This window comes from Volucribacter amazonae, from assembly GCF_029783845.1.
Taxonomy (GTDB): Bacteria; Pseudomonadota; Gammaproteobacteria; order Enterobacterales; family Pasteurellaceae; genus Volucribacter; species Volucribacter amazonae.
Genome location: NZ_LWID01000001.1, coordinates 2,286,838 through 2,309,694, shown reverse-complemented (window position 1 = coordinate 2,309,694; position 22,857 = coordinate 2,286,838). Strand labels below are relative to the sequence as shown.

General features: G+C 39.3%; 19 protein-coding genes. 6 read left to right on the top strand and 13 right to left on the bottom strand.

What is annotated here, in order from left to right; genetic code table 11:
* Positions 1–83: 83 nt before the first annotated feature.
* From A6A20_RS11050 to hinT, 7 genes are all read right to left on the bottom strand, one after another.
* The gene (locus tag A6A20_RS11050; RefSeq protein ID WP_279573480.1) at positions 84–923 is read right to left on the bottom strand and encodes a class II glutamine amidotransferase; all 840 of its coding nucleotides are present in this window, start codon (positions 921–923) and stop codon (positions 84–86) included.
* A 118-nt stretch (positions 924–1,041) separates the two neighbouring features.
* Positions 1,042–1,698 (bottom strand): hexitol phosphatase HxpB, encoded by a 657-nt coding sequence (gene hxpB / locus A6A20_RS11045; protein ID WP_279573479.1) that lies wholly within the window; start codon positions 1,696–1,698, stop codon positions 1,042–1,044.
* Between the two features lie 126 nt (positions 1,699–1,824).
* Positions 1,825–2,724 (bottom strand): mechanosensitive ion channel family protein, encoded by a 900-nt coding sequence (locus A6A20_RS11040; protein ID WP_279573478.1) that lies wholly within the window; start codon positions 2,722–2,724, stop codon positions 1,825–1,827.
* A 190-nt stretch (positions 2,725–2,914) separates the two neighbouring features.
* Positions 2,915–4,102 carry a 23S rRNA (uracil(747)-C(5))-methyltransferase RlmC gene (gene rlmC, locus A6A20_RS11035; RefSeq protein WP_279573477.1) on the bottom strand — a complete coding sequence of 396 codons (1,188 nt, stop codon included), beginning with the start codon at positions 4,100–4,102 and terminating at the stop codon, positions 2,915–2,917.
* Positions 4,103–4,107: 5 nt separating this feature from the next.
* On the bottom strand, positions 4,108–5,157 hold the full coding sequence (nagZ, locus tag A6A20_RS11030) for a beta-N-acetylhexosaminidase (protein WP_279573476.1): 1,050 nt from the start codon (positions 5,155–5,157) through the stop codon (positions 4,108–4,110).
* A 147-nt stretch (positions 5,158–5,304) separates the two neighbouring features.
* Positions 5,305–5,676, bottom strand: a complete 372-nt coding sequence (locus A6A20_RS11025) for a DUF1425 domain-containing protein (protein WP_279573475.1) — start codon at positions 5,674–5,676, stop codon at positions 5,305–5,307.
* Position 5,677: 1 nt separating this feature from the next.
* Positions 5,678–6,028, bottom strand: a complete 351-nt coding sequence (gene hinT / locus A6A20_RS11020) for a purine nucleoside phosphoramidase (RefSeq protein ID WP_279573474.1) — start codon at positions 6,026–6,028, stop codon at positions 5,678–5,680.
* Between the two features lie 277 nt (positions 6,029–6,305).
* Here hinT and focA point away from each other — a divergent pair, with 277 nt between their 5' ends.
* From focA to pflA, 3 genes are all read left to right on the top strand, one after another.
* On the top strand, positions 6,306–7,157 hold the full coding sequence (focA, locus tag A6A20_RS11015) for a formate transporter FocA (protein ID WP_279573797.1): 852 nt from the start codon (positions 6,306–6,308) through the stop codon (positions 7,155–7,157).
* A gap of 103 nt (positions 7,158–7,260) precedes the next feature.
* Positions 7,261–9,573 (top strand): formate C-acetyltransferase, encoded by a 2,313-nt coding sequence (gene pflB, locus A6A20_RS11010; protein WP_279573473.1) that lies wholly within the window; start codon positions 7,261–7,263, stop codon positions 9,571–9,573.
* 189 nt (positions 9,574–9,762) lie between these two features.
* A complete protein-coding gene (gene pflA / locus A6A20_RS11005) occupies positions 9,763–10,503 on the top strand; it encodes a pyruvate formate lyase 1-activating protein (protein WP_279573472.1) in 741 nt (246 codons plus the stop codon).
* Positions 10,504–10,510: 7 nt separating this feature from the next.
* Here the strand turns inward: pflA and tadA are convergent, their stop codons facing one another.
* The 6 genes from tadA to A6A20_RS10975 all read right to left on the bottom strand — a co-directional run bounded on the left by tadA (position 10,511) and on the right by A6A20_RS10975 (position 19,163).
* Positions 10,511–11,014, bottom strand: a complete 504-nt coding sequence (tadA, locus tag A6A20_RS11000; RefSeq protein ID WP_279573796.1) for a tRNA adenosine(34) deaminase TadA — start codon at positions 11,012–11,014, stop codon at positions 10,511–10,513.
* Between the two features lie 69 nt (positions 11,015–11,083).
* Positions 11,084–12,886, bottom strand: coding sequence for a DEAD/DEAH box helicase (locus A6A20_RS10995; protein ID WP_279573471.1), 1,803 nt, complete (start codon positions 12,884–12,886; stop codon positions 11,084–11,086).
* Between the two features lie 68 nt (positions 12,887–12,954).
* Complete coding sequence (gene nlpI, locus A6A20_RS10990) at positions 12,955–13,878, bottom strand: lipoprotein NlpI (protein WP_279573470.1); 924 nt, start codon at positions 13,876–13,878, stop codon at positions 12,955–12,957.
* A 128-nt stretch (positions 13,879–14,006) separates the two neighbouring features.
* Positions 14,007–16,163, bottom strand: coding sequence for a polyribonucleotide nucleotidyltransferase (gene pnp / locus A6A20_RS10985; protein ID WP_279573469.1), 2,157 nt, complete (start codon positions 16,161–16,163; stop codon positions 14,007–14,009).
* Between the two features lie 329 nt (positions 16,164–16,492).
* Complete coding sequence (locus A6A20_RS10980; RefSeq protein WP_279573468.1) at positions 16,493–17,914, bottom strand: sucrose-specific PTS transporter subunit IIBC; 1,422 nt, start codon at positions 17,912–17,914, stop codon at positions 16,493–16,495.
* Positions 17,915–17,987: 73 nt separating this feature from the next.
* Positions 17,988–19,163 carry a cytochrome-c peroxidase gene (locus A6A20_RS10975; protein WP_279573467.1) on the bottom strand — a complete coding sequence of 392 codons (1,176 nt, stop codon included), beginning with the start codon at positions 19,161–19,163 and terminating at the stop codon, positions 17,988–17,990.
* Between the two features lie 352 nt (positions 19,164–19,515).
* Between A6A20_RS10975 and A6A20_RS10970 the strand changes: the two genes are divergently transcribed.
* The 3 genes from A6A20_RS10970 to A6A20_RS10960 are packed head-to-tail and all read left to right on the top strand — an operon-like array spanning position 19,516 to position 22,847.
* Positions 19,516–20,382 (top strand): alpha/beta hydrolase, encoded by an 867-nt coding sequence (locus A6A20_RS10970; RefSeq protein ID WP_279573466.1) that lies wholly within the window; start codon positions 19,516–19,518, stop codon positions 20,380–20,382.
* A 19-nt stretch (positions 20,383–20,401) separates the two neighbouring features.
* Positions 20,402–21,703 carry an adenosylmethionine--8-amino-7-oxononanoate transaminase gene (gene bioA, locus A6A20_RS10965; protein WP_279573465.1) on the top strand — a complete coding sequence of 434 codons (1,302 nt, stop codon included), beginning with the start codon at positions 20,402–20,404 and terminating at the stop codon, positions 21,701–21,703.
* On the top strand, positions 21,696–22,847 hold the full coding sequence (locus A6A20_RS10960; protein WP_279573464.1) for an 8-amino-7-oxononanoate synthase: 1,152 nt from the start codon (positions 21,696–21,698) through the stop codon (positions 22,845–22,847). The genes bioA and A6A20_RS10960 overlap by 8 nt, the downstream gene beginning before the upstream one ends.
* Positions 22,848–22,857 lie beyond the last annotated feature (10 nt).

Below are 22,857 nucleotides of genomic sequence, written 5' to 3'. Positions count from 1 at the left end.
CAAAAAATAAAAAATTTTTGACCGCACTTTAATCATATAAACCCACTTTGAACAAATAACTTTAGCGATAAAACACAGGCTCATTAGGCAAAACAAGGCGTTACTCCAGCATTGCCGAGGGTGCCGTCATCTTCTAAGGTTTTGTCTATTCCTTCAATTTCGCGGATTTTTTCGCCGTCTTTGAAAAAGACAAAGCCACCATGTTTCATTTTTGTCCAAGTTTCATTTTTGGTAAGGGGAAAAGTAGAAATAATGGTTACTTTATCGCCGTCTTTAGCATAATCGTTAAAATCAATCACGCCATCATCATCAATGCGTTGTGCCTTGCCAAAAGGGGCTTGGCGCGTAAGATAATGCAAGTTGGTAGAACAATGGGCAATTAACCATTCGCCATTGGAAAGCATAAAGTTAAATGTACCACGATGCACTAATTCTTGAGTAATCTGTTGAATTGCTTGAAAAATTTCTTCTTCACTCGGCTTTTTGCGATAACGTTTTTTTAATTCTTCCGCAATATAACAAAAGGCGGTTTCTGAATCTGTCGTACCAATAGGTTGGCACAAACTATCGCTCATATCAGGTAAACTTTTTAAATTACCATTATGAGCAAATACCCAATTTTCGCCCCAAATTTCCCGAATAAAAGGGTGGGTATTTTCTAAGTTTACCTCGCCTTGAGTCGCTTTGCGGATATGGGCAATTACATTCAGGGATTTTATATGATATTGTTTTACGCAATCCGCAATCGGCGAGTTATGTCCTGGCTTATCATCACGAAAAACGCGTACCCCTTTGCCCTCAAAAAAAGCGATCCCAAAACCATCTGAATGTGTGTCTGTTAGCCCTGCACGGCGGCGGAAGCCCTCAAAGGAAAACACAATATCCGTTGGTGTATTACAATTCATTCCTAATAATTGACACATAATAGACCTAAACAAATAACCACATAATTATTGTTGATTTAACACGATAATTTAAACAATTTCAATAGTTATTGGCATAATTTTTAGATAGAAATGCTACATTAAATAACCAAATTAACTATACATCTAATTGTTGTAATAATGACTGATTAATCTCGCTTAGGCTATGTAATTTTTTATCCGCTAATGCCCAGTAAGGTTGTTCAAAGGCATTTTGAGCAGGAATAACAATACAGCTCATAGAGGCGGCTTTGACCGCAATCATACCCACTTTAGAATCTTCTATTCCTATAGCTTGTTGTGGCATTACGCCTAATTTTTCACAAGCCTGTAAATACACCATAGGGTGCGGTTTGTTAAATGGCAATTCATCAGCTGAAGAAATATAATCAAAATAATCTGCAATACCACAGCTTTGAACAATCCCCTCTAACATATAGCGTGGCGAGGCTGAGGCTATTGCCATACGCAGTCCTTGTTCCGCTAAAAAAGCTAAGGTGGATTTTACCGCAGGCATCAGCGGTTTTTGTGTGATAATCAACTGAATTGCATAATCAAGCATTGCTTGGGTAACCGCTTTTTGATCAAGGGAAATGGCATATTTATGACAAGCCGTTTGCACAATGACATTGGCAGGCATACCTGTCCAGGTTTGCATATCCGCTAAGGTAACAGGTACTTGATATTGATTAAGTACCGCTACCCCACTTTGTTGCCACAGGGGTTCTGAATCTATTAATACCCCGTCCATATCAAAAATGACTGCTGATTTCATCTTGTTTTCCTTATTATAGTCGTTTCAATGTAAAATGAGACAAGGCGGCACGCCGAAGACAGTACAAGTAGTACGGCGAGGCGTACCAACGCTGTATCATTTTAAAGTGGAATGACTATATTAATCCTACTTTTGGTTTTCAATTTTTATGGCTTTATCAAATAAATTTACGCCACCTTTTACCCCAAAATCAAGGGTTGTTACATTATAAGCTAAACTGATATTTTGTTCATCAAAACAACGTTTTAATTGCATAATCGCTTGGCTTTTTATTTCTAAATATTCTTCATAACCAGTAAAATCCGCCCAAAAATCCAGCATAAAATTAAAGGTTGAACTACCAATATCGGTAAAATAAAAATGAATTTCTTTTTTGTTAATCACAAAATTCCAACTATTGGCTAATGCTAGTGCGGTGGCTTTAACCTTTTCCAAATCATCGCCATAGGATACGCCACTACGAATAACCACACGTTTTTTCTTTAAACTGGAATAATTAAAAAATTCGCCACTATAAATTAATTGATTAGGAATTAATGCGGTTTCGCCCTCAAGGGTTTCAAGGCTGACCGTAACTAAACCAATATTACGCACCTTGCCAATGGTTCCCTTAATATTGACCCAATCGTGAATTTTAAAGGGTTGTTCCGATTTAATTAATAGCCCAGAAAAAGCGTTAGAGGCAATGTCTTTAAACGCAAAACCTGCGATAATCCCCACAATCCCTGCCCCTGCCAGTAAATGGGTAAGAAAAGAGGCGAGGTGTAAAATTTCTAAGGCAAGCAAAATGCCCATAAACCAGATAAAACTAAACACTGCCACCGAAAAAAGCTGAGTAAGGCGTTGGTTTTTTGGGAAAAAACGCTGATAAAACAATATACTGGCACGCCGTAAGGTACGAGCCAATACCCCAAATAAAATTAACACCAAAATCGCCGCAATAAAATTAGGCAACATACTAATTGCCCAACTTTTCCAACCAGCCAGATTTTTGCTAATTAAGGCTAAAGATTGTTCGGAAAACATAGTTACCTCAATAAAAAATAAGCGTTACCCTAAATTAGTCGTTCAATTTATAATCGTTTCAATTTAAAATGAGACAAGGCGGTACGGCAAGACGTACCAACGCTGTATCATTTTAAAGTGGGACGACTATAAAATAAGATAACGATAAAAGAACACTCAATAGCATACTGGGATTTATGCCAAAATAAAATTATTTTTTACTCGTCCTTTCCAACAACAGCAACACTTCATAATGGTAAGAATGGGGAAACATATCAAATAGCTGAACTTTACTGAGATGATAGCCCGTTAATTGTGTTAAATCTTGTGCCATACTGATAGCGTTGCAACTGGAATAGAGCAAAAAGTGCGGTTTAATTTGGTTAAGAAATTGAATCAAGGATTGCCCAATGCCTCGTCTTGGCGGATTAACAATAATTAAATCTGGCAAATGTTGTTCATTTTGCTTGAGGGCAAATTCTGCACTGTCTAAGGATTGAAAATTCACTTGCGTTAATCCCAATAATTGAGCGGATTTTTTGGCACAAGCAATGGCAGAGGCAGAAATTTCAATGCCTGTTAAACTTACGTCTGATTGAGCTTGTCTTAAAGCCTTAGCACAATGCAAGCCAAAGCCACCCACTCCGCAAAATAAATCCCATAAATGTTGAACAGGCAAGGCTTTTACCCATTCAGCCGCGGTGGCATAAAGCTGTTCAGCCACAATGGGGTTGGTTTGAAAAAAGCCTTGTGGGCGAATAAAAAGCGGAATTTGGTTAAACTGCTCTAATAAAGTTTGTTGTTCCGTCAGAAAAATCTCTTGTTCGCCCTCTAATACAGCGGAATGATACGGTTGAATATTTAAACTTACCACTTTGAGCTTAGGCAACTTTGCCATTAAACCGGCTAATTCTCGCTGTACCAAACTTAACCGACTGGACGAACGCACCACAAAGCGTAGCATCAATTCGCCATTATAACGGCTTTCGGTAAGCAATATATATTTGAGTTCGCCTTTTTGTTTTTGCACGTTATAAGGCACTAAGCCTGCTCGTGCGATAAAATCCTTTAACTGTAAAAAAATAGCTTGGAAATGTGGCGGATACAATAAACAATCGGTTAAATCCACCGCACTTTGTGGATTATCAATGGCTTTTAGTAAGCCCAGTTTGGGACGTTCCACCACACCACTTACCACCATTTTGGCTTTATTGCGAAACCCTTGGGTTGGCGATTTCACTGCGGGCAAACATTGGGTAGTAGGTTGTATCAGTTTCGCTAGCTGTTGAGCTAAATGAGCTTGTTTGCGTTGTAATTGTTGTGAGTATGACAATGCAAGCCACTGGCAAGATTGACATTCAAGCTGTTGATAATGAGAACAGGAAAGGGCTAACTGCATTTATTCTACCCTTGTTTACTGGCTAACCAGTTTTGTTGTAATTGATATAAGGCGTTATGGTTAGCTATCCAACGTGGCGAGCAAGTCAATTCACGCCAATTAAAGGGTTGAGGGCGGAATAAGGTTTGGATTCGTTGTTGGCGTAAACTGGCTTGTTCTGTTGTTTCTTGATATTTGAAATGATCTAAGAGTTGAATAACCGCTTGAGGATTATTACAAAGCAATAATAAATCACACCCCGCCTTTAAAGCACAATGGGAGCGTTGTACAAAATCCCCCATAAAACTCGCCCCCTCCATACCCAGATCATCGGAAAATATCACGCCCTTAAAGCCAAGTTGCTGACGTAACACCTGTTGTAGCCAATAGGAAGAACCGCTGGCAGGTTGGCTATCACATTGTGAATAAACCACATGAGCAGGCATAATTGCTGCTAATAAATTTTGCTCAATCAAGGTTTGAAAAGGTTTAATATCTTGTTGCCAGATTGCTTGCGGACTGCGGTCATCAATGGGCGTTTCTAAATGAGAATCGGCAATCACTTGCCCATGCCCTGGAAAATGTTTGCCTGTGGCAGACATTTTGGCTTGTTGCATACCAAGAATAAAAGCACGAGCTAAATTCACTACTTGTTGCCAATCTTCGCCAAAACTGCGATCGCCAATAGCTTGGCATTGATGCCCTAAATCTAGCACAGGGGCAAAACTCAAATCAATATCCAAGGCTCGCATTTCACTTGCCATTGTCCAACCTGCCTCTAACGCCATTGCTTGTTGAACTTGGGGATCTTCCAGCTGTTGAGCAAAGGCTTGCATAGCTGGTAATTGGGTAAAACCTTGGCGAAAACGCTGTACTCGCCCCCCTTCTTGATCAACGGTAATCAACAATCGCTTGTTTACACGTTGACGTAAGGATTTGACTAAGGCTTGAATTTGAGCAAGATCATAAAAATTACGACTAAATAAAATTACCCCTGCCACCAAGGGGTGATGTAAAATTTCTACTTCTTCTTGGCTAAGCTCTGTTCCTGCCAGATCAATTAATAAGGTTGACATAAAAATAAACTCGTATTTTAGGCTAAATATGGTCGTTCCACTTTAAATTGAAACAACGAGAAAAATAAACAACAAATCACAAAAACAAAGTGCGGTCAAAATTTTATATTTTTCAAAAAAAATTAAAAATCAGACCGCACTTTTTCACTATTGGGGCGTATCAATAAATAAGCGATAATTGACACTTTGTGCCGTTGGCTTAGTTAATGGCAAACGTAAATGTTGCTTGCCGTCAAGCTGAATTATGGCTTGTTGCTCGGTTTGTTGTTGAGCAAATAATTGGGTTACCCCTTGTTTATCATACCAAGTTACCGCATAACTCACAGTCAGCGGATTATCACTTTTGTTTTTGATACTAAAACTTTCGCTGTTTAATTGAATATCAAGCACAGGATCAAGGGCTGCCACCACATTTAAAATGGGCTTATGTGTACGCACTAAATTAGGTTGATGACTGCTACAAGCGGTTAATAACAATAGCAATGACAAGCCAAACCAATAAAAACCACGTTTTTTCATCTTATTTTCCTAACATTTTGCCTAGCGGTTCGCCACCAACTAAATGCATATGCAAATGAAACACCTCTTGCCCACCATGGCGATTACAATTCACAATTAAGCGGTAGCCATCTTCAGCAATCCCCTCTTGCTGGGCAATTTTCGCCGCCACGGTAAATAATCGCCCTAAAGCCAGTTCATCTTGTTCACTTACGTCATTAACCGTTGGAATTAACTGATTAGGAATAATTAAAATATGGGTTTTCGCCTGTGGGGCAATATCACGAAAGGCGGTAACAAGCTCATCTTGATACACAATATCCGCTGGAATTTCTTTACGAATAATTTTGCTAAAAATGGTTTCCTCTGCCATAGATCTCTCCTCAAAAATGTATATTATTTAAACCAATTTTATCCGTTAAAATAGCTTTCTTTTGTAACAGAAAACAGGGCAAATAGCAATTTGATTGAAAATTTGATCTGAATCAAAAAAGCCCTTGTTCCTGTAATTTTGCGGTAAAATAAACCTGTTATTCGCGGTAAAAAGGGCTTATAATTAACAAAACTTATAAAATATAAAAAATTTTTTAATCCTTAAATAGGGGATTTATTTTTATTATGGATTATTTTATCTATCGGAGTCTACTATGATGAAGTCAGAAAATTCTACTTCAACTTGTATGCTTAAACCTGCCGAAATGTCCCAAGTGGGCGAAGATGTGGCGGTTTATAAAGCAAGTAAAAAACAAATTTTCTCCTTCTTTTCTGCCATTCCTGCTGGTGCATTTATTGCCTTAGCATTTGTTTTCTATACCACAACCCAAACAGGCGGTGCTGATGTTTCTTGGGGTTTACTCAAGCTCGTTGGTGGGATCGTCTTTTCTCTTGGGGTAATTATGGTTGTGGTTTGTGGCTCAGAACTCTTTACCTCTTCAACCATGACCTTAGTGGCTAAAGCCAGTGGACGAATCTCTTGGCAACAAATGTTGCGTAATTGGGTTGTGGTTTACTTGGGTAATTTCCTCGGTGCGTTATTTATTGTATTGCTGATTTGGTTTGCTGGGCAAACCATGGCTGCCAATGGGCAATGGGGACTGACCATTTTGAAAACGGCTCAACACAAAATCCATCATACTTGGCTTGAGGCTTTTTGCTTAGGGATTTTATGTAATATTATGGTATGTATTGCCATTTGGTTAAGCTATGCAGGTAAGACCTTGTTAGATAAAGCATTAATTATGATTTTGCCGATTGCTATGTTTGTGGCTTCAGGCTTTGAACATAGCGTTGCCAATATGTTTATGATCCCTATGGGAATGGTTACTGCCCATTTTAGTGGGGCGGAATTTTGGCAAGCTATCGGTTTTGCACCTGAACAATTTGCAGATTTAGATATTTATCATTTGCTGGTGAAAAACCTTATTCCTGTTACCTTGGGAAATATTATCGGCGGTGGTTGTTGTGTTGCCTTAGCACAATGGTATATCAACAGACCCCATTAATCTTATTGGGCTAAACCCCACTAACCAAAAGTGCGGTGGGTTTTGGCAAAATTTTTTAACACAGTTTTACTTTTCATTTAATCAATAGAAGGAATGTACACACATGACTCAATTAACTGAACAACAACAGAAAGCATGGGCTGGTTTTACTGGCGGAGATTGGCAAAACGAAGTAAATGTTCGTGATTTTATTCAAAAAAACTATACCCCTTATGAGGGCGATGAATCTTTCTTAGCAGAAGTTACCCCAGCAACCACTGAATTATGGAATGCGGTAATGGAAGGCATTAAAGTGGAAAACAAAACCCACGAACCTTATGACTTTGATACTTCTAATCCATCAACCATTACTTCACACGCACCGGGCTATATTAAACAAGAGCTTGAGCAAATTGTCGGTTTACAAACTGATGCCCCATTAAAACGTGCCATTATGCCATTTGGTGGGATTAAAATGGTAGAAGGATCTTGTAAAGTTTACGGACGTGAGCTTGATCCTGAAGTGAAAAAAATCTTTACCGAATACCGTAAAACCCATAACCAAGGGGTATTTGATGTTTATACCCCAGATATTTTACGTTGCCGTAAATCTGGTGTATTAACAGGCTTACCTGACGCTTATGGACGTGGTCGTATTATCGGGGATTATCGCCGTTTAGCCGTTTATGGTGCTGATTTCTTAATGAAAGATAAAGTTAATCAGTTCAATTCATTACAAGCTCGTCTTGAAGCAGGCGAAGATATTCAAGCTACCATTCAATTACGAGAAGAAATTGCCGAGCAGCATCGTGCTTTAGGCAAAATCAAAGAAATGGCTGCGAGCTATGGCTATGATGTTTCTCACCCTGCAACCAATGCTAAAGAAGCAGTACAATGGACTTATTTTGCCTATCTTGCCGCAGTAAAATCACAAAACGGTGCAGCAATGTCCTTTGGACGTGTATCTTCATTCTTGGATATTTATATTGAGCGTGATTTACAAGCAGGAAAAATTACTGAGCAAGAAGCACAAGAATTAATTGACCATTTAGTGATGAAATTGCGTATGGTGCGTTTCTTGCGTACTCCTGAATACGATCAATTATTCTCTGGTGACCCAATTTGGGCAACAGAAACCCTTGCAGGTATGGGCTTAGACGGTCGTACTTTAGTGACCAAAAACAGCTTCCGTTTCTTACACACCCTTTATACCATGGGACCATCACCAGAACCAAACTTAACTATTCTTTGGTCTGAGCAATTACCTGATGCGTTCAAACGCTATTGTGCCAAAGTATCCATTGATACTTCTTCAGTACAATATGAAAATGACGATCTTATGCGTCCAGATTTCAACAACGATGACTATGCTATCGCTTGTTGTGTAAGCCCAATGGTCGTGGGTAAACAAATGCAATTCTTCGGTGCAAGAGCTAACTTAGCCAAAACCATGCTTTACGCAATCAACGGTGGTGTTGATGAGAAAAATGGTATGCAAGTTGGACCTAAAACTGCTCCGATTACCGATGAATACCTTAACTTTGATGATGTAATGACGCGTATGGATAGCTTTATGGATTGGTTAGCTACCCAATATGTTACCGCATTAAACATTATTCACTTTATGCACGATAAATATGCTTATGAGGCGGCATTAATGGCGTTCCACGATCGTGATGTTTATCGTACCATGGCTTGCGGTATCGCTGGACTTTCTGTGGCGGCGGACTCACTTTCAGCCATTAAATATGCCAAAGTGAAACCAATTCGTGGCGACATTAAAGATAAAGACGGCAATGTGGTGGCAAGCAATATCGCTATTGACTTTGAAATTGAGGGCGAATATCCACAATTTGGTAACAACGATAGTCGTGTTGATGAAATTGCTTGCGATTTAGTTGAACGCTTTATGAAGAAAATCAAAACCCATAAAACTTATCGTAACGCCGTTCCAACACAATCGGTATTAACCATTACGTCTAACGTTGTTTATGGTAAGAAAACAGGAAATACCCCTGACGGTCGTCGTGCTGGTGCGCCATTTGGTCCGGGTGCGAACCCTATGCACGGACGTGATCAAAAAGGTGCAGTAGCCTCTCTAACTTCTGTGGCTAAATTACCATTTGCTTATGCGAAAGACGGTATTTCTTATACCTTCTCTATCGTACCAAATGCGTTAGGTAAAGATTATGAAGCACAAAAACGTAATCTTGCAGGCTTAATGGACGGTTATTTCCACCACGAAGCTGAAGTGGAAGGCGGTCAACACCTCAATGTAAACGTGATGAACCGCGAAATGTTGTTAGACGCAATGGAAAATCCAGAAAAATATCCACAATTAACCATTCGTGTTTCTGGTTATGCGGTGCGTTTTAACTCTTTAACTAAAGAGCAACAACAAGATGTGATTACCCGTACTTTCACACAAAGTATGTAATCCTATCTATTAAACAAAAATAATTAAAATTCTGACCGCACTTTGGATCTAAGTGCGGTTAGTTTTTTCATCGTTTTTTGTTGATTTTTAAGGTAAGATCGTAGTCCTTTTAATTTGAGATAAGCCAAACAACCCAACCTAACATTATTTCAAATTAAAATGACTATCAAAAATTTTAATGAGGTAATTATGTCTGTTGTGGGAAGAATTCATTCCTTTGAATCCTGTGGCACGGTTGACGGCCCGGGTATTCGCTTTATTTTATTTTTGCAAGGCTGTTTGATGCGTTGTAAATATTGCCATAATCGTGATACTTGGGATCTGCACGCAGGTAAAGAAATTACTGTCCCTGAGCTAATGAAAGAAGTGGTAACCTATCGCCATTTTATGAAAGCCTCTGGTGGTGGGGTTACTGCCTCAGGCGGTGAGGCTGTCTTACAAGCTGAATTTGTCCGAGATTGGTTTCGGGCTTGTAAAGAGCAAGGTATTCATACTTGTTTAGACACCAACGGTTATGTTCGCCGTTACGATCATATTATTGATGAATTAATTGATGTTACTGACCTTGTATTATTAGACTTAAAAGAGTTAAATGATGATATTCATCGTAACCTTATCGGGGTTTCCAACAAGCGTACCCTTGAATTTGCCAAATATTTACAACGACGCAATCAACCTGTTTGGATTCGCTACGTGGTAGTACCGGGCTATACTGATGATCTGAATGATATTCATCAGCTTGGACAATTTATTCAGGGTATGGATAATATTGAAAAGGTAGAACTTCTTCCTTATCATCGCTTAGGGGCACACAAATGGGAAGCTATGGGCGAAAAATACGAATTAGAAGATGTTAAGCCACCAAGCAAAGAAAGTTTAGAAACCATTAAGCATATTTTGGAAAGCTATGGGCATACGGTAAAATATTAACCTTATTCTATGTTTTTTGTTTATGTGCTTTCTTTTCAGCTCGCCGACGCTGAAAAAAAGCACTTAATTTTTCGCTACATTGCGAGGCTAAAATCCCTTCAGTTATTTCAACACAATGATTCATAGTGTAATCATTAAACAAATGGAAACGTGAACCTAATGCCCCAGTCTTATAATCCCTTGCCCCGAACACTAAACGCTTAATCCGACTATGTAAAATTGCTCCTGCACACATAGGGCAAGGTTCAAGGGTAACATAAAGGGTTGTATTGATTAACCGATAATTCTGCAAATATTGCCCAGCTTGACGTAATGCCATAATCTCTGCATGGGCTGTGGGATCGGACAAACTAATGGATAAATTCCACCCCTCGCCAATAACCTGATGATTTTCATCAACTAGCACTGCCCCCACAGGGATTTCGCCTAATTGTTCTGCTTTATCCGCTAAGGATAATGCCTGTAACATAAATTTCTCGTCCAATTCTGACCGCACTTTTACTACCTCAATAATCCGTATTTAAAGTGGAACGACTATAAAAAGAGCGTTATCATAACGCCCTTTTTTTCTTACTCTAACTTATTTACGTCCACGAGAACGTTTTTCTCTAACAGGACGTTCAGTAAAAGCCTTCTCTTTAAAAGTTCGCGCCTTTTTATCCGCTTTTTTATCCTGTCCTGCAAAACGTTGATGACCTCGTTCACGCTTGGATTTACGTTCCTTACCACCCGCTTGTTGAGCATGACCAATCAGCGACATACGCATTTGTTTATTCAATACTCGTGTTTTAGCAAACATTTGCAACAATTCTTTTGGCATGCCCTGTGGTAGTTCAATGGTAGAATAATCATCATAGAGCTTAATATGCCCAATATAACGACTATCAATATTGCCCTCATTGGCAATCGCTCCCACAATATGGCGTACATCAACCCCATCGCCACGCCCAACTTCAATACGATATAAATCCATTTCTTTTGGTAAGCCATAGCCACTACGGCGTTCACCACCACGAGAAGATTGCCCTCTTTCACGCTCACGTTTAGGTTTTGCTGGCTCAATAGGATCTGGTGGTAAAATCATTTTTTGTTTACCTTGCAATAACATCATCATTGCAGCAGCAATATCTTCTTGATCCTGATCCGCAGTAAACATATCCTCTAATAGGCTACGATATAATTCCAAATCATGATGCTCAAGCTGTTTGGTAATTTTTTGTTGAAATTTCTTACGGCGACATTGCTCTAATGTAATATGATTTGGTACGCTCACTTCTTCAATGGCTTTTTTCATTAAATGTTCAATGTTACGCAATAAACGGCGTTCTCTTGGCTCAACAAATAATAAGGCTCGTCCTGCTCGTCCTGCTCGTCCTGTGCGACCAATACGGTGAACATAGGATTCTGCATCAAGAGGAATATCATAATTCACCACCAAACTAATACGTTCAATATCAATACCACGAGCAGCAACATCGGTTGCCACCACAATATCTAAACTACCATGACGTAAGCGTTCTAAGGTTTGTTCACGTAATTGTTGCGTCATATCGCCATTTAAGGCTGCTGCACGAAAACCATGCTTTTCCAATAACTCGGTAACCTCTAAGGTGGCAGTTTTAGTGCGTGTAAAAATAATCGCTGCATCAAACTCTTCCACTTCTAAAAAACGTAACAACGCCTCGTTTTTACGAAAACCTTTTACAAACCAGCAACTTTGGCTAATATCAGGAGCCGTACGCTGAGTAGATTGAATTTTTACTTCTTGCGGATTGTGCATAAAACGTTTGGTAATACGGCGAATTGGCTCAGGCATTGTCGCTGAAAATAATGCGGTTTGATGTTGTTCAGGTAATTCTGCCATTACCGTTTCTACATCATCAATAAAGCCCATACGCAACATTTCGTCAGCTTCATCTAACACAATAAAACGCAAAGCAGAAAGATCTAATGTGCCACGCCGTAAATGATCGAGAATACGCCCCGGTGTTCCCACCACCACTTGCGCTCCTTGTCTTAAGGCTCTAAGCTGAATATCATAACGTTGTCCGCCATAAAGGGTTACAATATGTATTCCTTTAGCATATTTACTAAATTGTTCACAAGCATCAGCCACTTGTATAGCTAATTCACGAGTTGGTGCCATCACTAACATTTGTGGATATTTTTTATCCACATCAATTTGTGCTAATAGAGGCAAAGAAAAGGCAGCGGTTTTCCCACTTCCTGTCTGTGCCATACCTAGCACATCTTGTCCTGCTAACAAAGAAGGAATACAAGCCTGCTGAATTGGTGAAGGAGTAGTAAAACCTAAATCAGAAACAGCAGAAAGAATGAATTCAGGCAAGCCCAAATCCGCAAAAGTCATTGTTTGTTCAGTCATTTAAAAATACTCAAAACGAAATAGTCAGGTAAAAATCTAGACTATTTAAGATAAAAAATTATGTTGCTTTATTGAGCAACCGCCCCTTGTTTATCATTATCTCGCCATTGAGATAATTCAAACAATGCAAAACGATACTCAACAAAGTTATATACTTGATTTGCTACGGCAAGTTTAAATAAACGCATTGCTTCATCAATATGATTTGTATTGAGTTGTTGTTTTGCCAGATAAAAATAAGTTTCGGTTAAAACCTCTGCATAACTCACAGATTGTTGATCGATTTCTGCGATTTTCTGCAAAAGTTGGTTTAGCGATATTTTCCCTACAAAGTAATCTACTATTTGGGTTCCCCAATAATCGGGGGATAGTGAGTTCGCTCGCTCACCAAGATTAACTATGGCTTGCCTTGGGTCAAGTTTTACTTCATTGAAATAAAGCCATAAAGCTCGATAAGGATCACTTGGATCATATTGATAAAAGCGTTCAAAATCCTGTTGAGCTAAATGATAACGTTCAGTGTAATAAAAATGTAGCCCTCGATTTAAATAGGCATATTCATAATTTGGTTGCAAAGTTAAGACCGCATTAAAAGCCTCTAAAGCCTCGTCATAATCTTGTTGCAATAAAAAATATAAACCTAAATAATTATAAGCTGGGGCCATTCCTGGTTGTAACCTCAAACTCAAGGCAAAATCATAGCTTGCTAATTTCCATAAACCGAGGCTATCATAAATGACACCTCGCTCAAAATGTAAATCAGCACGTTCCTCAGTATTTAAAGGAGCAATCAATAAGATTTGATTAAGACGTAGCAACATTTCCTCTTGTTCAGAATGTTGTTCTGGCGTTTGTTGTGCCAGTAACATACCTTGCTGAGTAAACCCGAAGTTATCTTGTGCTACGCACCCCATAAGTAATAGGCTAATAAAGAAATTAGATAAAAAAACACTTAAACCAAAACGTTTACACTGTTTACCTAATATCTTCATTTATCCTAACACCCTATTTTAAAGCGGGACGACTATAATAATCCCCGTATCATTAAAAGGGTTTATTATTCACAAATAATAAACCGCAGGCTTGTCTATAAAACAAACCTTGCGGTCTAACAATGTTATTATTGTTGCTCTGTATCAAGTTGTTGTGGTTGTGCTACAACCTGTTGCTCCGTATTATCGGCAAGATTTTTATTGGTTAAATCTTTCATGGTTAAACGGATACGACCTTGACGATCAATTTCAACCACTTTAACTTGCACATCTTGTCCAACCTGTAAATAATCAGACACTTTCTCTACACGCTCTTCAGCAATTTGTGAAATATGAACAAGTCCTTCTTTACCGCCAATAATCGCAACAAATGCTCCAAAATCAGCAATACGGGTTACCTTACCTTTGTAAATCGCCCCCGTTTCTACTTCAGCAACAATTTCTTCAATACGTGCCATTACTGCTTTAGCAGCATTATTATCCACTGCAGCAATTTTCACTGTACCATCATCTTCAATATCAATGGAGGTTGAGGTTTCTTCGGTTAAAGCACGAATAGTTGCACCACCTTTACCAATCACATCTTTGATTTTCTTCGGATCAATCTTCATGGTATGGATACGAGGAGCAAAATCAGAAATTTCCGCACGAGGAGCAGGAATGGCTTGTTCCATTACGCCTAAAATATGCAAACGAGCAGCTTTTGCTTGGTTTAACGCAATTTGCATAATTTCAGCGGTGATGCCTTCAATCTTAATATCCATTTGTAACGCCGTTACCCCTTCACGAGTCCCAGCAACTTTAAAGTCCATATCGCCAAGATGATCTTCATCACCAAGAATATCAGACAATACCACAAAATTATCTTGCTCTTTCACTAAGCCCATCGCAATACCAGCTACCGCCGATTTAATCGGCACACCTGCGTCCATTAAGGCTAATGATGCACCGCATACCGATGCCATAGAGGAAGAACCATTTGATTCGGTAATTTCAGAAACCACACGCACTACATAAGGGAATTCCGCTTGTGACGGCATTACTGCAGCCACACCACGTTTAGCAAGACGACCATGCCCAATTTCACGACGTTTTGGCGAACCAATCATACCCGTTTCCCCCACAGAATAAGGTGGGAAATTATAATGGAATAGGAAATGATCTGAACGTTCACCAGTTAATTCATCAATGATTTGCGCATCACGCTCAGTACCCAATGTCGCTACCGCTAAGGCTTGCGTTTCGCCACGAGTAAAAATAGCTGAACCATGAGTGCGAGGTAATACACCAGTACAAATATCTAAGGCACGCACAGTATCTACAGTTCGTCCATCAATTCGAGGCTCGCCACGCAAAATACGTCCACGCACCACTTCACTTTCTAGTTGACTTAGAATATCCGCAATTTTTCCCTCTGTAATGCTTTCATCTTCATTATCAGTAAGAATAGCTTGTAAAACATCGTTTTTAATGGCATCAATTTGCTCATAACGTGCTTGTTTTTCAGTAATACGATACGCCTCGCCTAAACGTTGCTCTGCTAATTCTTTTACACGATTAATTAAGGCTGTATTTGGTTCAGGGGCAACCCAATCCCAACGAGGTTTTCCTGCCTCTTGAGCAAATTCTTTAATGGCTTCAATCACGACTTGTTGTTGTTCGTGTCCAAAAACCACCGCTGCTAACATTTGTTCTTCCGTTAAAATATCCGCTTCGGATTCCACCATTAATACCGCTTTATCAGTACCTGCCACCACTAAATCTAAACGGCTTATTTTTTGCTCCGCCATGGTTGGATTTAGCACAAATTGGTCATTGATAAAACCGACTCTCGCTGCTCCAATCGGCCCATTAAAAGGCACACCAGAAAGGCTTAATGCTGCTGATGCTCCAATCATTGCCACTAAATCAGGGCTAACTTGCGGATTAACCGAAACTACTGTGGCAATAATTTGAATTTCATTATAAAAACCCTCAGGGAAAAGCGGACGAATTGGGCGATCAATTAAACGCGCAATTAAAGTTTCGCCCTCGGAAGGACGTCCCTCACGCTTGAAAAAACCACCCGGAATACGTCCTGCCGCATAGGTACGCTCTTGATAATTTACTGTTAATGGAAAGAAATCTTGCCCTTCCTTAACATCTTTTTTAGCTACCACTGTAACAAATACGGTAGTATCGTCCATACTTGCCATCACCGCCGCCGTAGCTTGGCGTGCAATAGCCCCTGTTTCTAATGTTACGGTATGTTGACCATATTTAAATTGTTTTACGATAGGTGTCACAATTTTTCCTTATAAATAAATGAATTAAACTTACTATTTTATTTATTCATTGCGACTAGCAAAAACAATCTCAAGAAAATCATTTTTGATAGCCGCACGCTAAAACGAATAAATAAAACCCTGCTATTATACAGGGTTTTAAAATAAAGGGTAATGTTATTTTTGTTGTAATCAAATAACTAAGCAAGAATATATAGCACTAAATAATGTCGCCCCACTTTTTAAACTAATGCGTTGTTTATTTTAAATTGAAACGACTATAATATTCTCTCAGAAAATGCTCAAAATCCACCGCACTTTTCTCGCTAATATGGCTATATCACAAATCATTAGCCTTGAGCTTTCGCTTTAGCACGTTTACCTAAAATTAAGGTCAACACAAAGGCAACGCTGAAAGAAACCAATAAACCAATAACAAACATACCCATATCTTTAGGTTGGATTGATGGGATTGCTGGAATACCTGCTGCCCCTAAGCCAATGGCTCGTACACCCCATAGGGCTAACCACGCACTGGCTAAGCCTGAGCCAATCATAGCTGCAATAAATGGATAGCGATAACGTAAATTTACCCCAAACATCGCAGGCTCAGTAATGCCTAAAACAGCACTAATACCTGATGGCACAGCTAAACCTCGCACTTTAGGTTCTTTATTAATTAATGCCACTGCAAGACAGGCTGCCCCTTGTGCCACATTTGACATCGCCGCAATAGGGAAAATAAAGGTTAAACCTACGCTCGCTAATAATTGGGTTTCTACCGCAAGGAAAGTTTGGTGCATACCTGTAATAACGATAGGTGCATAGAATGTACCAAATACCGCTCCCCCAATAAAGCCTAGAGAGCTATATAACCAAGTTAAGCCATCACTTAATACGGCCCCAGCTTCACGCCCTAATGGCCCAATAATGGTGAGCGCTAAAAAGCCTGTAATAAAAATGGACAATAATGGGGTTAATAAATTATCCAAGGCTGAAGGAATAATTTTGCGGAAGAATTTTTCTAGGCTCGCTAACACCCAAGCCGCAACAATCACAGGAATAACCGTACCTTGATAGCCTGCTCGCTCAATATCAATACCTAATACACTCCAGTAAGTCATATCGCCTGCGGCAAGAATATTGGCATAATTCCAGCCGTCAGCAGTTAACGCAGGGTGTACCAAAATCATTCCCAAGGTTGCCCCTAAGAAAGGATTTCCACCAAATTTTCTAGTGGCAGAGAAACCCAGTAATACAGGCAAGAACACAAAAGGAGCATTTGCCAGCATATTGACTAACTCGGACAAATCCTTGTATTGCGGATAAAGCTCAATTACTGATTTTTGTCCTAGGCTTTCATAAGGCGAGGTTAATAGGCTATAAATCCCCATTAATAAACCGCCTGCCACGATAGCAGGGATAATTGGAATAAAAATATCCGCTAAGCCTTTTACAATACGCTGTAAAATATTTTGTTTTTCTGCTGCCGCCTCAGCCACTTCACTTTTAGTTGCATCACCTAATTCAAGTAACTTACTCATTTCAGCATGAACTTTATTTACCGTACCAGAACCAAAAATAATTTGGTATTGCCCCGATACCGAAAATTGCCCTTTTACACCATCAATATTTTCAATCGCCTCTTTATTTACCTTGCTTTCATCTTTTAACACAATACGCAAACGTGTTGCACAATGGGCAAGGGTGGCGATATTCTCTTTGCCGCCTAAATGCTCAATTACCTGTTGAGCGATTTGTGGAAAATTCACAGTTTTCTCCTATTAGTAAAAATAATTAGGCGAATTTTAACGAAAAGGATTAAAGCTGGCTAGTAATTCTTAGTTATTTCTCTCTATCTTGCAATAAATATTCATAACGTTCATCAGTCAATAATTTAAGAAAGGACAACAAAGCCTCAATTTCTTCATCGCTTAATGCCCTAGCTTGCGTTAATTCAGCATAATTTAACGTTGTCGCATATTCTGCGGCTTGCCAAGGCAACTGAGTTTCTGGATTAATTTGGCGAGCAGAATTATTATAATGATCTAAAAATAACAAGACCGTTTTTAACTCACGAAAAACGCCATTGTGCATATAAGGGGCAGTAACTGCCACATTACGCAAACTCGGCACTTTAAATTTTCCCTTTTGTGCTTCATCGCCATTTACCTGCGGATTTTCAAATAAACCTAAATCCACAAAATCCTCACCTAAGGGATTATGTTGTAACAAAAACGGGTTCTTCGGCACACCTAAATTGTAATAATGATAATTGCTAAAGGTTTCTTCTGGGTGATCTTGCTGGGCTTGTAACTGATGACAACTGGCACAATTAGCCCCTTGCTTATCAAAAAATAAGGCTTTACCTCGCTGTTCCTGTTCAGTTAACTGATATTCACCACGCAAAGATTTATCATATTTAGAACTAAAAGGGGCAAGCAACGGCATCGTTTGCTGAAAAACCGCCAACGCATCTTGCATAGCTTGATAAATATCCTCCACCGATTGCCATACTTGTTCGCCATAATGTTGAGAAAATAAACGGCGATACATAGGATTAAACCATAAACGCTCCGCTAATGCCTCTTTACTCGGCATACCCATTTCCACTGGGTTTAATGGCGGTTGCCCTGCTTGTTCTGCCAAATTTTTTGCACGTCCGTCCCAAAATTGCCCACCAATATATTGTTGTTCTTTTTCATCGTAATAAAATTCTGGACTATATTTCGCATATAACATACTTTGGGTGTTGCGTGTCCCAAAAGACTGTAAATCATCGCCTAAGGATACCATTCGTTGTGCCGCATTATCACGCAAATCCACAAAAACAGTATCCGCATTGTGGCAAGTGGCACAATTTTGATTGCCATGCCAAGAAAGTGCGGTGTCAAAAAACAAAATTTGCCCTAATAAGGGTTTATCAATACCATTCGCTGGCATCACTCTTGCTGGCTTTTCCGCTGCCATAGTAACACCATTTAAGGTTAATATACCGATGAGGATAAAAAATATTTTCATTTTACACCGCACTTTTATCGTCCTTTCATTATCGGTTTTAGCTTAACCTGAATAAACGCCTATAACCTCCCCCTTTTAGGGTATTTCCCTTGATTTAGGTCAGAAAAAGCCTAATTCTTTAGTAACTTGCCATAAATAAGCTCAATTTAACAAAATAAATAAAATACAATAAAGGCAAGAAAATGACATACAAAAACCAAAATTTATAATTATAACTTAACATAATTTAAATAATCTGCTTATAGTTTTAAAGAATAAAATTTTTATTACCACTTTAATAAAAAAGTGCGGTTGATTTTTATTGTATTTTTGCTAAAAATAGTAACCACCGCCAAATCCAATAGCCTATGATATGTTTAAAAAATGTTCGCTGATTTTTATTTATTTAAGTCTCAGCTTTTTTGCTCAAGCACAAATTAACCAGAAAATTCCGATGATTAACCCTCAAGTAGTAGATTATTATCAAATTAGTGAACATGATTTAACCTTTAACCAACAAGCATATCGGCTTTTTATTGCTCAACCTAAGCAACCACAACAGAGCCAAAGGGTTATTTATGTATTAGATGGCAATGCGCAATTTCCTTTAGCCGTCAATGCCGTTGATCCCCATAAACCCCTGCCATTCATTGTGGGATTAGGCTATCCAGTAAATATGGCTTATCCAATCGCAGAGCGTACTCGAGATTATACTTTTGCCACATCTGGCGAACAATTTGCACAAGGAGGTGGTGCAAAAACTTTTTTACACTTTATGCAACAAAAAGTTTTGCCCTTTGTGCAACAACATTATCTCAATCAGCATAAAGCACAACGCCAAATGTTAGTTGGGCATTCTTTTGGCGGTTTGTTTGCATTATATACCTTATTGCAACAAGGAAATTTATTTAGCGATTATGTCATTGCTAGCCCCTCGTTATGGTGGGGCAATGGCGAAATCGTGCAACAACTGCCAGCCAGTTTAACAAGCAATATTCAGCATATTCAATTTTATTTAGGGGAATATGAAGCCAATCCTGAGCAAGATCCTACTATCAGCGCTGAACGTTTGGCTCGCATACAACAACGCCGTCAATCTATCAACACAGAGAATTTTGTCGCATTGTTACAACAGCGTTACCCTAAGCAAGAAATAGCTTTTCAACTGATTGCTAAACAAAATCACGGTGGAGTCATTCCTTTCGTTATCAAGCTTGCAGTAGCATCAATTCAACAATGAATTTTTAGAATAAATCAGTATGGATACACAGCAGTTATTACATTTTGATCAACAACACCTTTGGCATCCTTATTCATCAATAAGCCAGCCTAGCCCCGTTTATCCCGTAGAACGTGCCGAAGGGGTATATATTTATCTCAAAACAGGTGAGCAACTTATTGAGGGTATGTCTTCTTGGTGGGCAAGTTTACATGGCTATAACCACCCTCGTCTTAATCAAGCTATCCAGCAACAATTACAAAAAATGAGCCATATTATGTTTGGGGGGTTGACCCACGAACCTGCGGTAAAACTTGGCGAGAAATTATTGTCCGTTTTACCTGCCCCCCTCAACCAAGTTTTTTATGCCGATAGCGGTTCGGTGGCTGTGGAAGTCGCAATGAAAATGGCTATCCAATACCAACATAGCCAAGGCAAGCTACAACGCCAACATTTCGCCACCATAAAATCAGGCTATCATGGCGATACTTGGCACGCCATGTCCGTTTGCGATCCGCAAACAGGTATGCACCGCTTATTCCAAGCCAGTTTGCCTGTGCAATATTTCTTACCACAACCTAGTGTGAAATTTGATCAACCTTGGCAAGCAGAAGCAATCCGTCCCCTACAAGCGTTGCTCGCCCAACATCATCAAGATATTGCTGGCTTAATTCTTGAACCCATTGTGCAAGGGGCGGGCGGTATGTATTTTTATTCTCCACAATATTTGCGAGAAGCACAAAAACTCTGTCAACAATATGATATTTTGTTAATTTTTGATGAAATTGCCACCGGTTTTGGACGCACAGGAAAATTATTTGCCTTAGAGTTCGCCGAAGTCATTCCTGATATTATCTGTTTAGGCAAAGCCCTAACAGGTGGCTATTTAACCTTATCCGCTACCATTACCCAACGCCATATCGCCCAAGCTATTTGTAACGGCGAGGCAAAATGCTTTATGCACGGTCCGACTTTTATGGCAAATCCCTTAGCCTGTGCTGTCGCTTATGAGTCCTTGTGCTTATTATTAGAAAGTCCTTGGCAACAAAACGTGCAACACATTGAACATCAACTCAAAACCCTGCTTGCCCCAGCTCAACAATTTAAGGCGGTAAAAGAAGTGCGTGTATTGGGAGCGATTGGTGTGATTGAAATGCAACAACCTGTGGATATGGTAAGCTTACAACAACGTTTTATTCAACAAGGTATCTGGTTAAGACCTTTCGGACGTTTAGTCTATGTGATGCCACCTTTTATTATTACCACAAGCCAACTACAACAACTGGTGCAAGGCTTATTAACAGCCTTAAGCCAAGAATATCAGGAGGAATATCATGGTTAGCTTACAATATTTCGCTGATAGCTTAACCCAGTTAAAACAACAACAACAGTTACGCCAACTGCCTAATATTGAGCATAAGGGCAAATATATACGCAAAGATCAACAGCAAATGCTCAATCTCACTGCCAATGACTATTTAGGCTTAGCTAATGATGAACAACTGGCTTTACAATTTTGGCAACAATTTAAACAACAAGATTTTCCCTTTACCAGTTCATCATCACGTTTATTAACGGGAAATTACACCATTTATCAAGAATTAGAACAGCTTATTGCTCAACGTTTTCAACGAGAAAGCTGTTTATTATTCAACAGTGGTTATCACGCCAATATTGGTATTTTGCCTGCCCTTGCGAATAAACAAACCCTTATACTGGCAGATAAATTAGTACACGCCAGTATTATTGACGGTATCCGCCTAAGCCAAGCAGATTTTATCCGTTATCGGCATAACGATATGGCACATTTATTGCAATTATTAAACAAACATCAACAACAATATCAGCGGATTATTATTGTAACAGAAAGCATCTTCAGTATGGACGGCGATATTGCCCCACTCTCCACCTTAGTTCAATATAAAAAGCAATTTGATAATGTGATGCTCTATGTGGACGAAGCCCATGCTATCGGTGCTTATGGCGAACAAGGCTTAGGTATGGCGGAAGTCTTTGATTGTATTCAAGATATTGACCTACTTATCGGCACTTTTGGCAAAGCCCTCGCCTCTATGGGCGCTTATGTGGTTTGTGATGAAATTTTGCGTGAATACCTAATTAACCATATGCGATCGCTGATTTTTGCTACCGCCCTACCGCCAATTAATATTGCTTGGAGCTATTTTATTTTCCAACGTTTACCTTTATTGCAAGATAAACGCAACCATTTAGCCGAAATTAGTGCCTACTTACGCAATATTATTCAACAAAAAACAGGTATAATGCCGAGCCAAACGGCGATTATCCCCTATATTTTAGGGAAAAATGACTTAGCCCAACGTAAAGCGGAACAATTACAGCAAGCAGGCTTCTATTGCTTACCAATTCGCCCGCCAACAGTGCCAACCAATACAGCACGTATTCGCTTTTCGCTAAGTGCCGACATTAGCTTACAGGAATTACAGCAATTAACCCAATATTTATAATACGAAAAAC

What these genes read in the sequence shown, in the direction of transcription:
- hinT (WP_279573474.1), bottom strand. Translation starts at nt 6,028, where the DNA reads ATGGCAGAGGAAACCATTTTTAGCAAAATTATTCGTAAAGAAATTCCA.
- rlmC (WP_279573477.1), bottom strand. Translation starts at nt 4,102, where the DNA reads ATGCAGTTAGCCCTTTCCTGTTCTCATTATCAACAGCTTGAATGTCAA.
- nlpI (WP_279573470.1), bottom strand. Translation starts at nt 13,878, where the DNA reads ATGAAGATATTAGGTAAACAGTGTAAACGTTTTGGTTTAAGTGTTTTT.
- A6A20_RS10995 (WP_279573471.1), bottom strand. Translation starts at nt 12,886, where the DNA reads ATGACTGAACAAACAATGACTTTTGCGGATTTGGGCTTGCCTGAATTC.
- A6A20_RS11040 (WP_279573478.1), bottom strand. Translation starts at nt 2,724, where the DNA reads ATGTTTTCCGAACAATCTTTAGCCTTAATTAGCAAAAATCTGGCTGGT.
- A6A20_RS10975 (WP_279573467.1), bottom strand. Translation starts at nt 19,163, where the DNA reads ATGAAAATATTTTTTATCCTCATCGGTATATTAACCTTAAATGGTGTT.
- pflA (WP_279573472.1), top strand. Translation starts at nt 9,763, where the DNA reads ATGTCTGTTGTGGGAAGAATTCATTCCTTTGAATCCTGTGGCACGGTT.
- A6A20_RS11025 (WP_279573475.1), bottom strand. Translation starts at nt 5,676, where the DNA reads ATGAAAAAACGTGGTTTTTATTGGTTTGGCTTGTCATTGCTATTGTTA.
- A6A20_RS11050 (WP_279573480.1), bottom strand. Translation starts at nt 923, where the DNA reads ATGTGTCAATTATTAGGAATGAATTGTAATACACCAACGGATATTGTG.
- A6A20_RS10970 (WP_279573466.1), top strand. Translation starts at nt 19,516, where the DNA reads ATGTTTAAAAAATGTTCGCTGATTTTTATTTATTTAAGTCTCAGCTTT.
- A6A20_RS10960 (WP_279573464.1), top strand. Translation starts at nt 21,696, where the DNA reads ATGGTTAGCTTACAATATTTCGCTGATAGCTTAACCCAGTTAAAACAA.
- hxpB (WP_279573479.1), bottom strand. Translation starts at nt 1,698, where the DNA reads ATGAAATCAGCAGTCATTTTTGATATGGACGGGGTATTAATAGATTCA.
- nagZ (WP_279573476.1), bottom strand. Translation starts at nt 5,157, where the DNA reads ATGTCAACCTTATTAATTGATCTGGCAGGAACAGAGCTTAGCCAAGAA.
- pflB (WP_279573473.1), top strand. Translation starts at nt 7,261, where the DNA reads ATGACTCAATTAACTGAACAACAACAGAAAGCATGGGCTGGTTTTACT.
- bioA (WP_279573465.1), top strand. Translation starts at nt 20,402, where the DNA reads ATGGATACACAGCAGTTATTACATTTTGATCAACAACACCTTTGGCAT.
- focA (WP_279573797.1), top strand. Translation starts at nt 6,306, where the DNA reads ATGAAGTCAGAAAATTCTACTTCAACTTGTATGCTTAAACCTGCCGAA.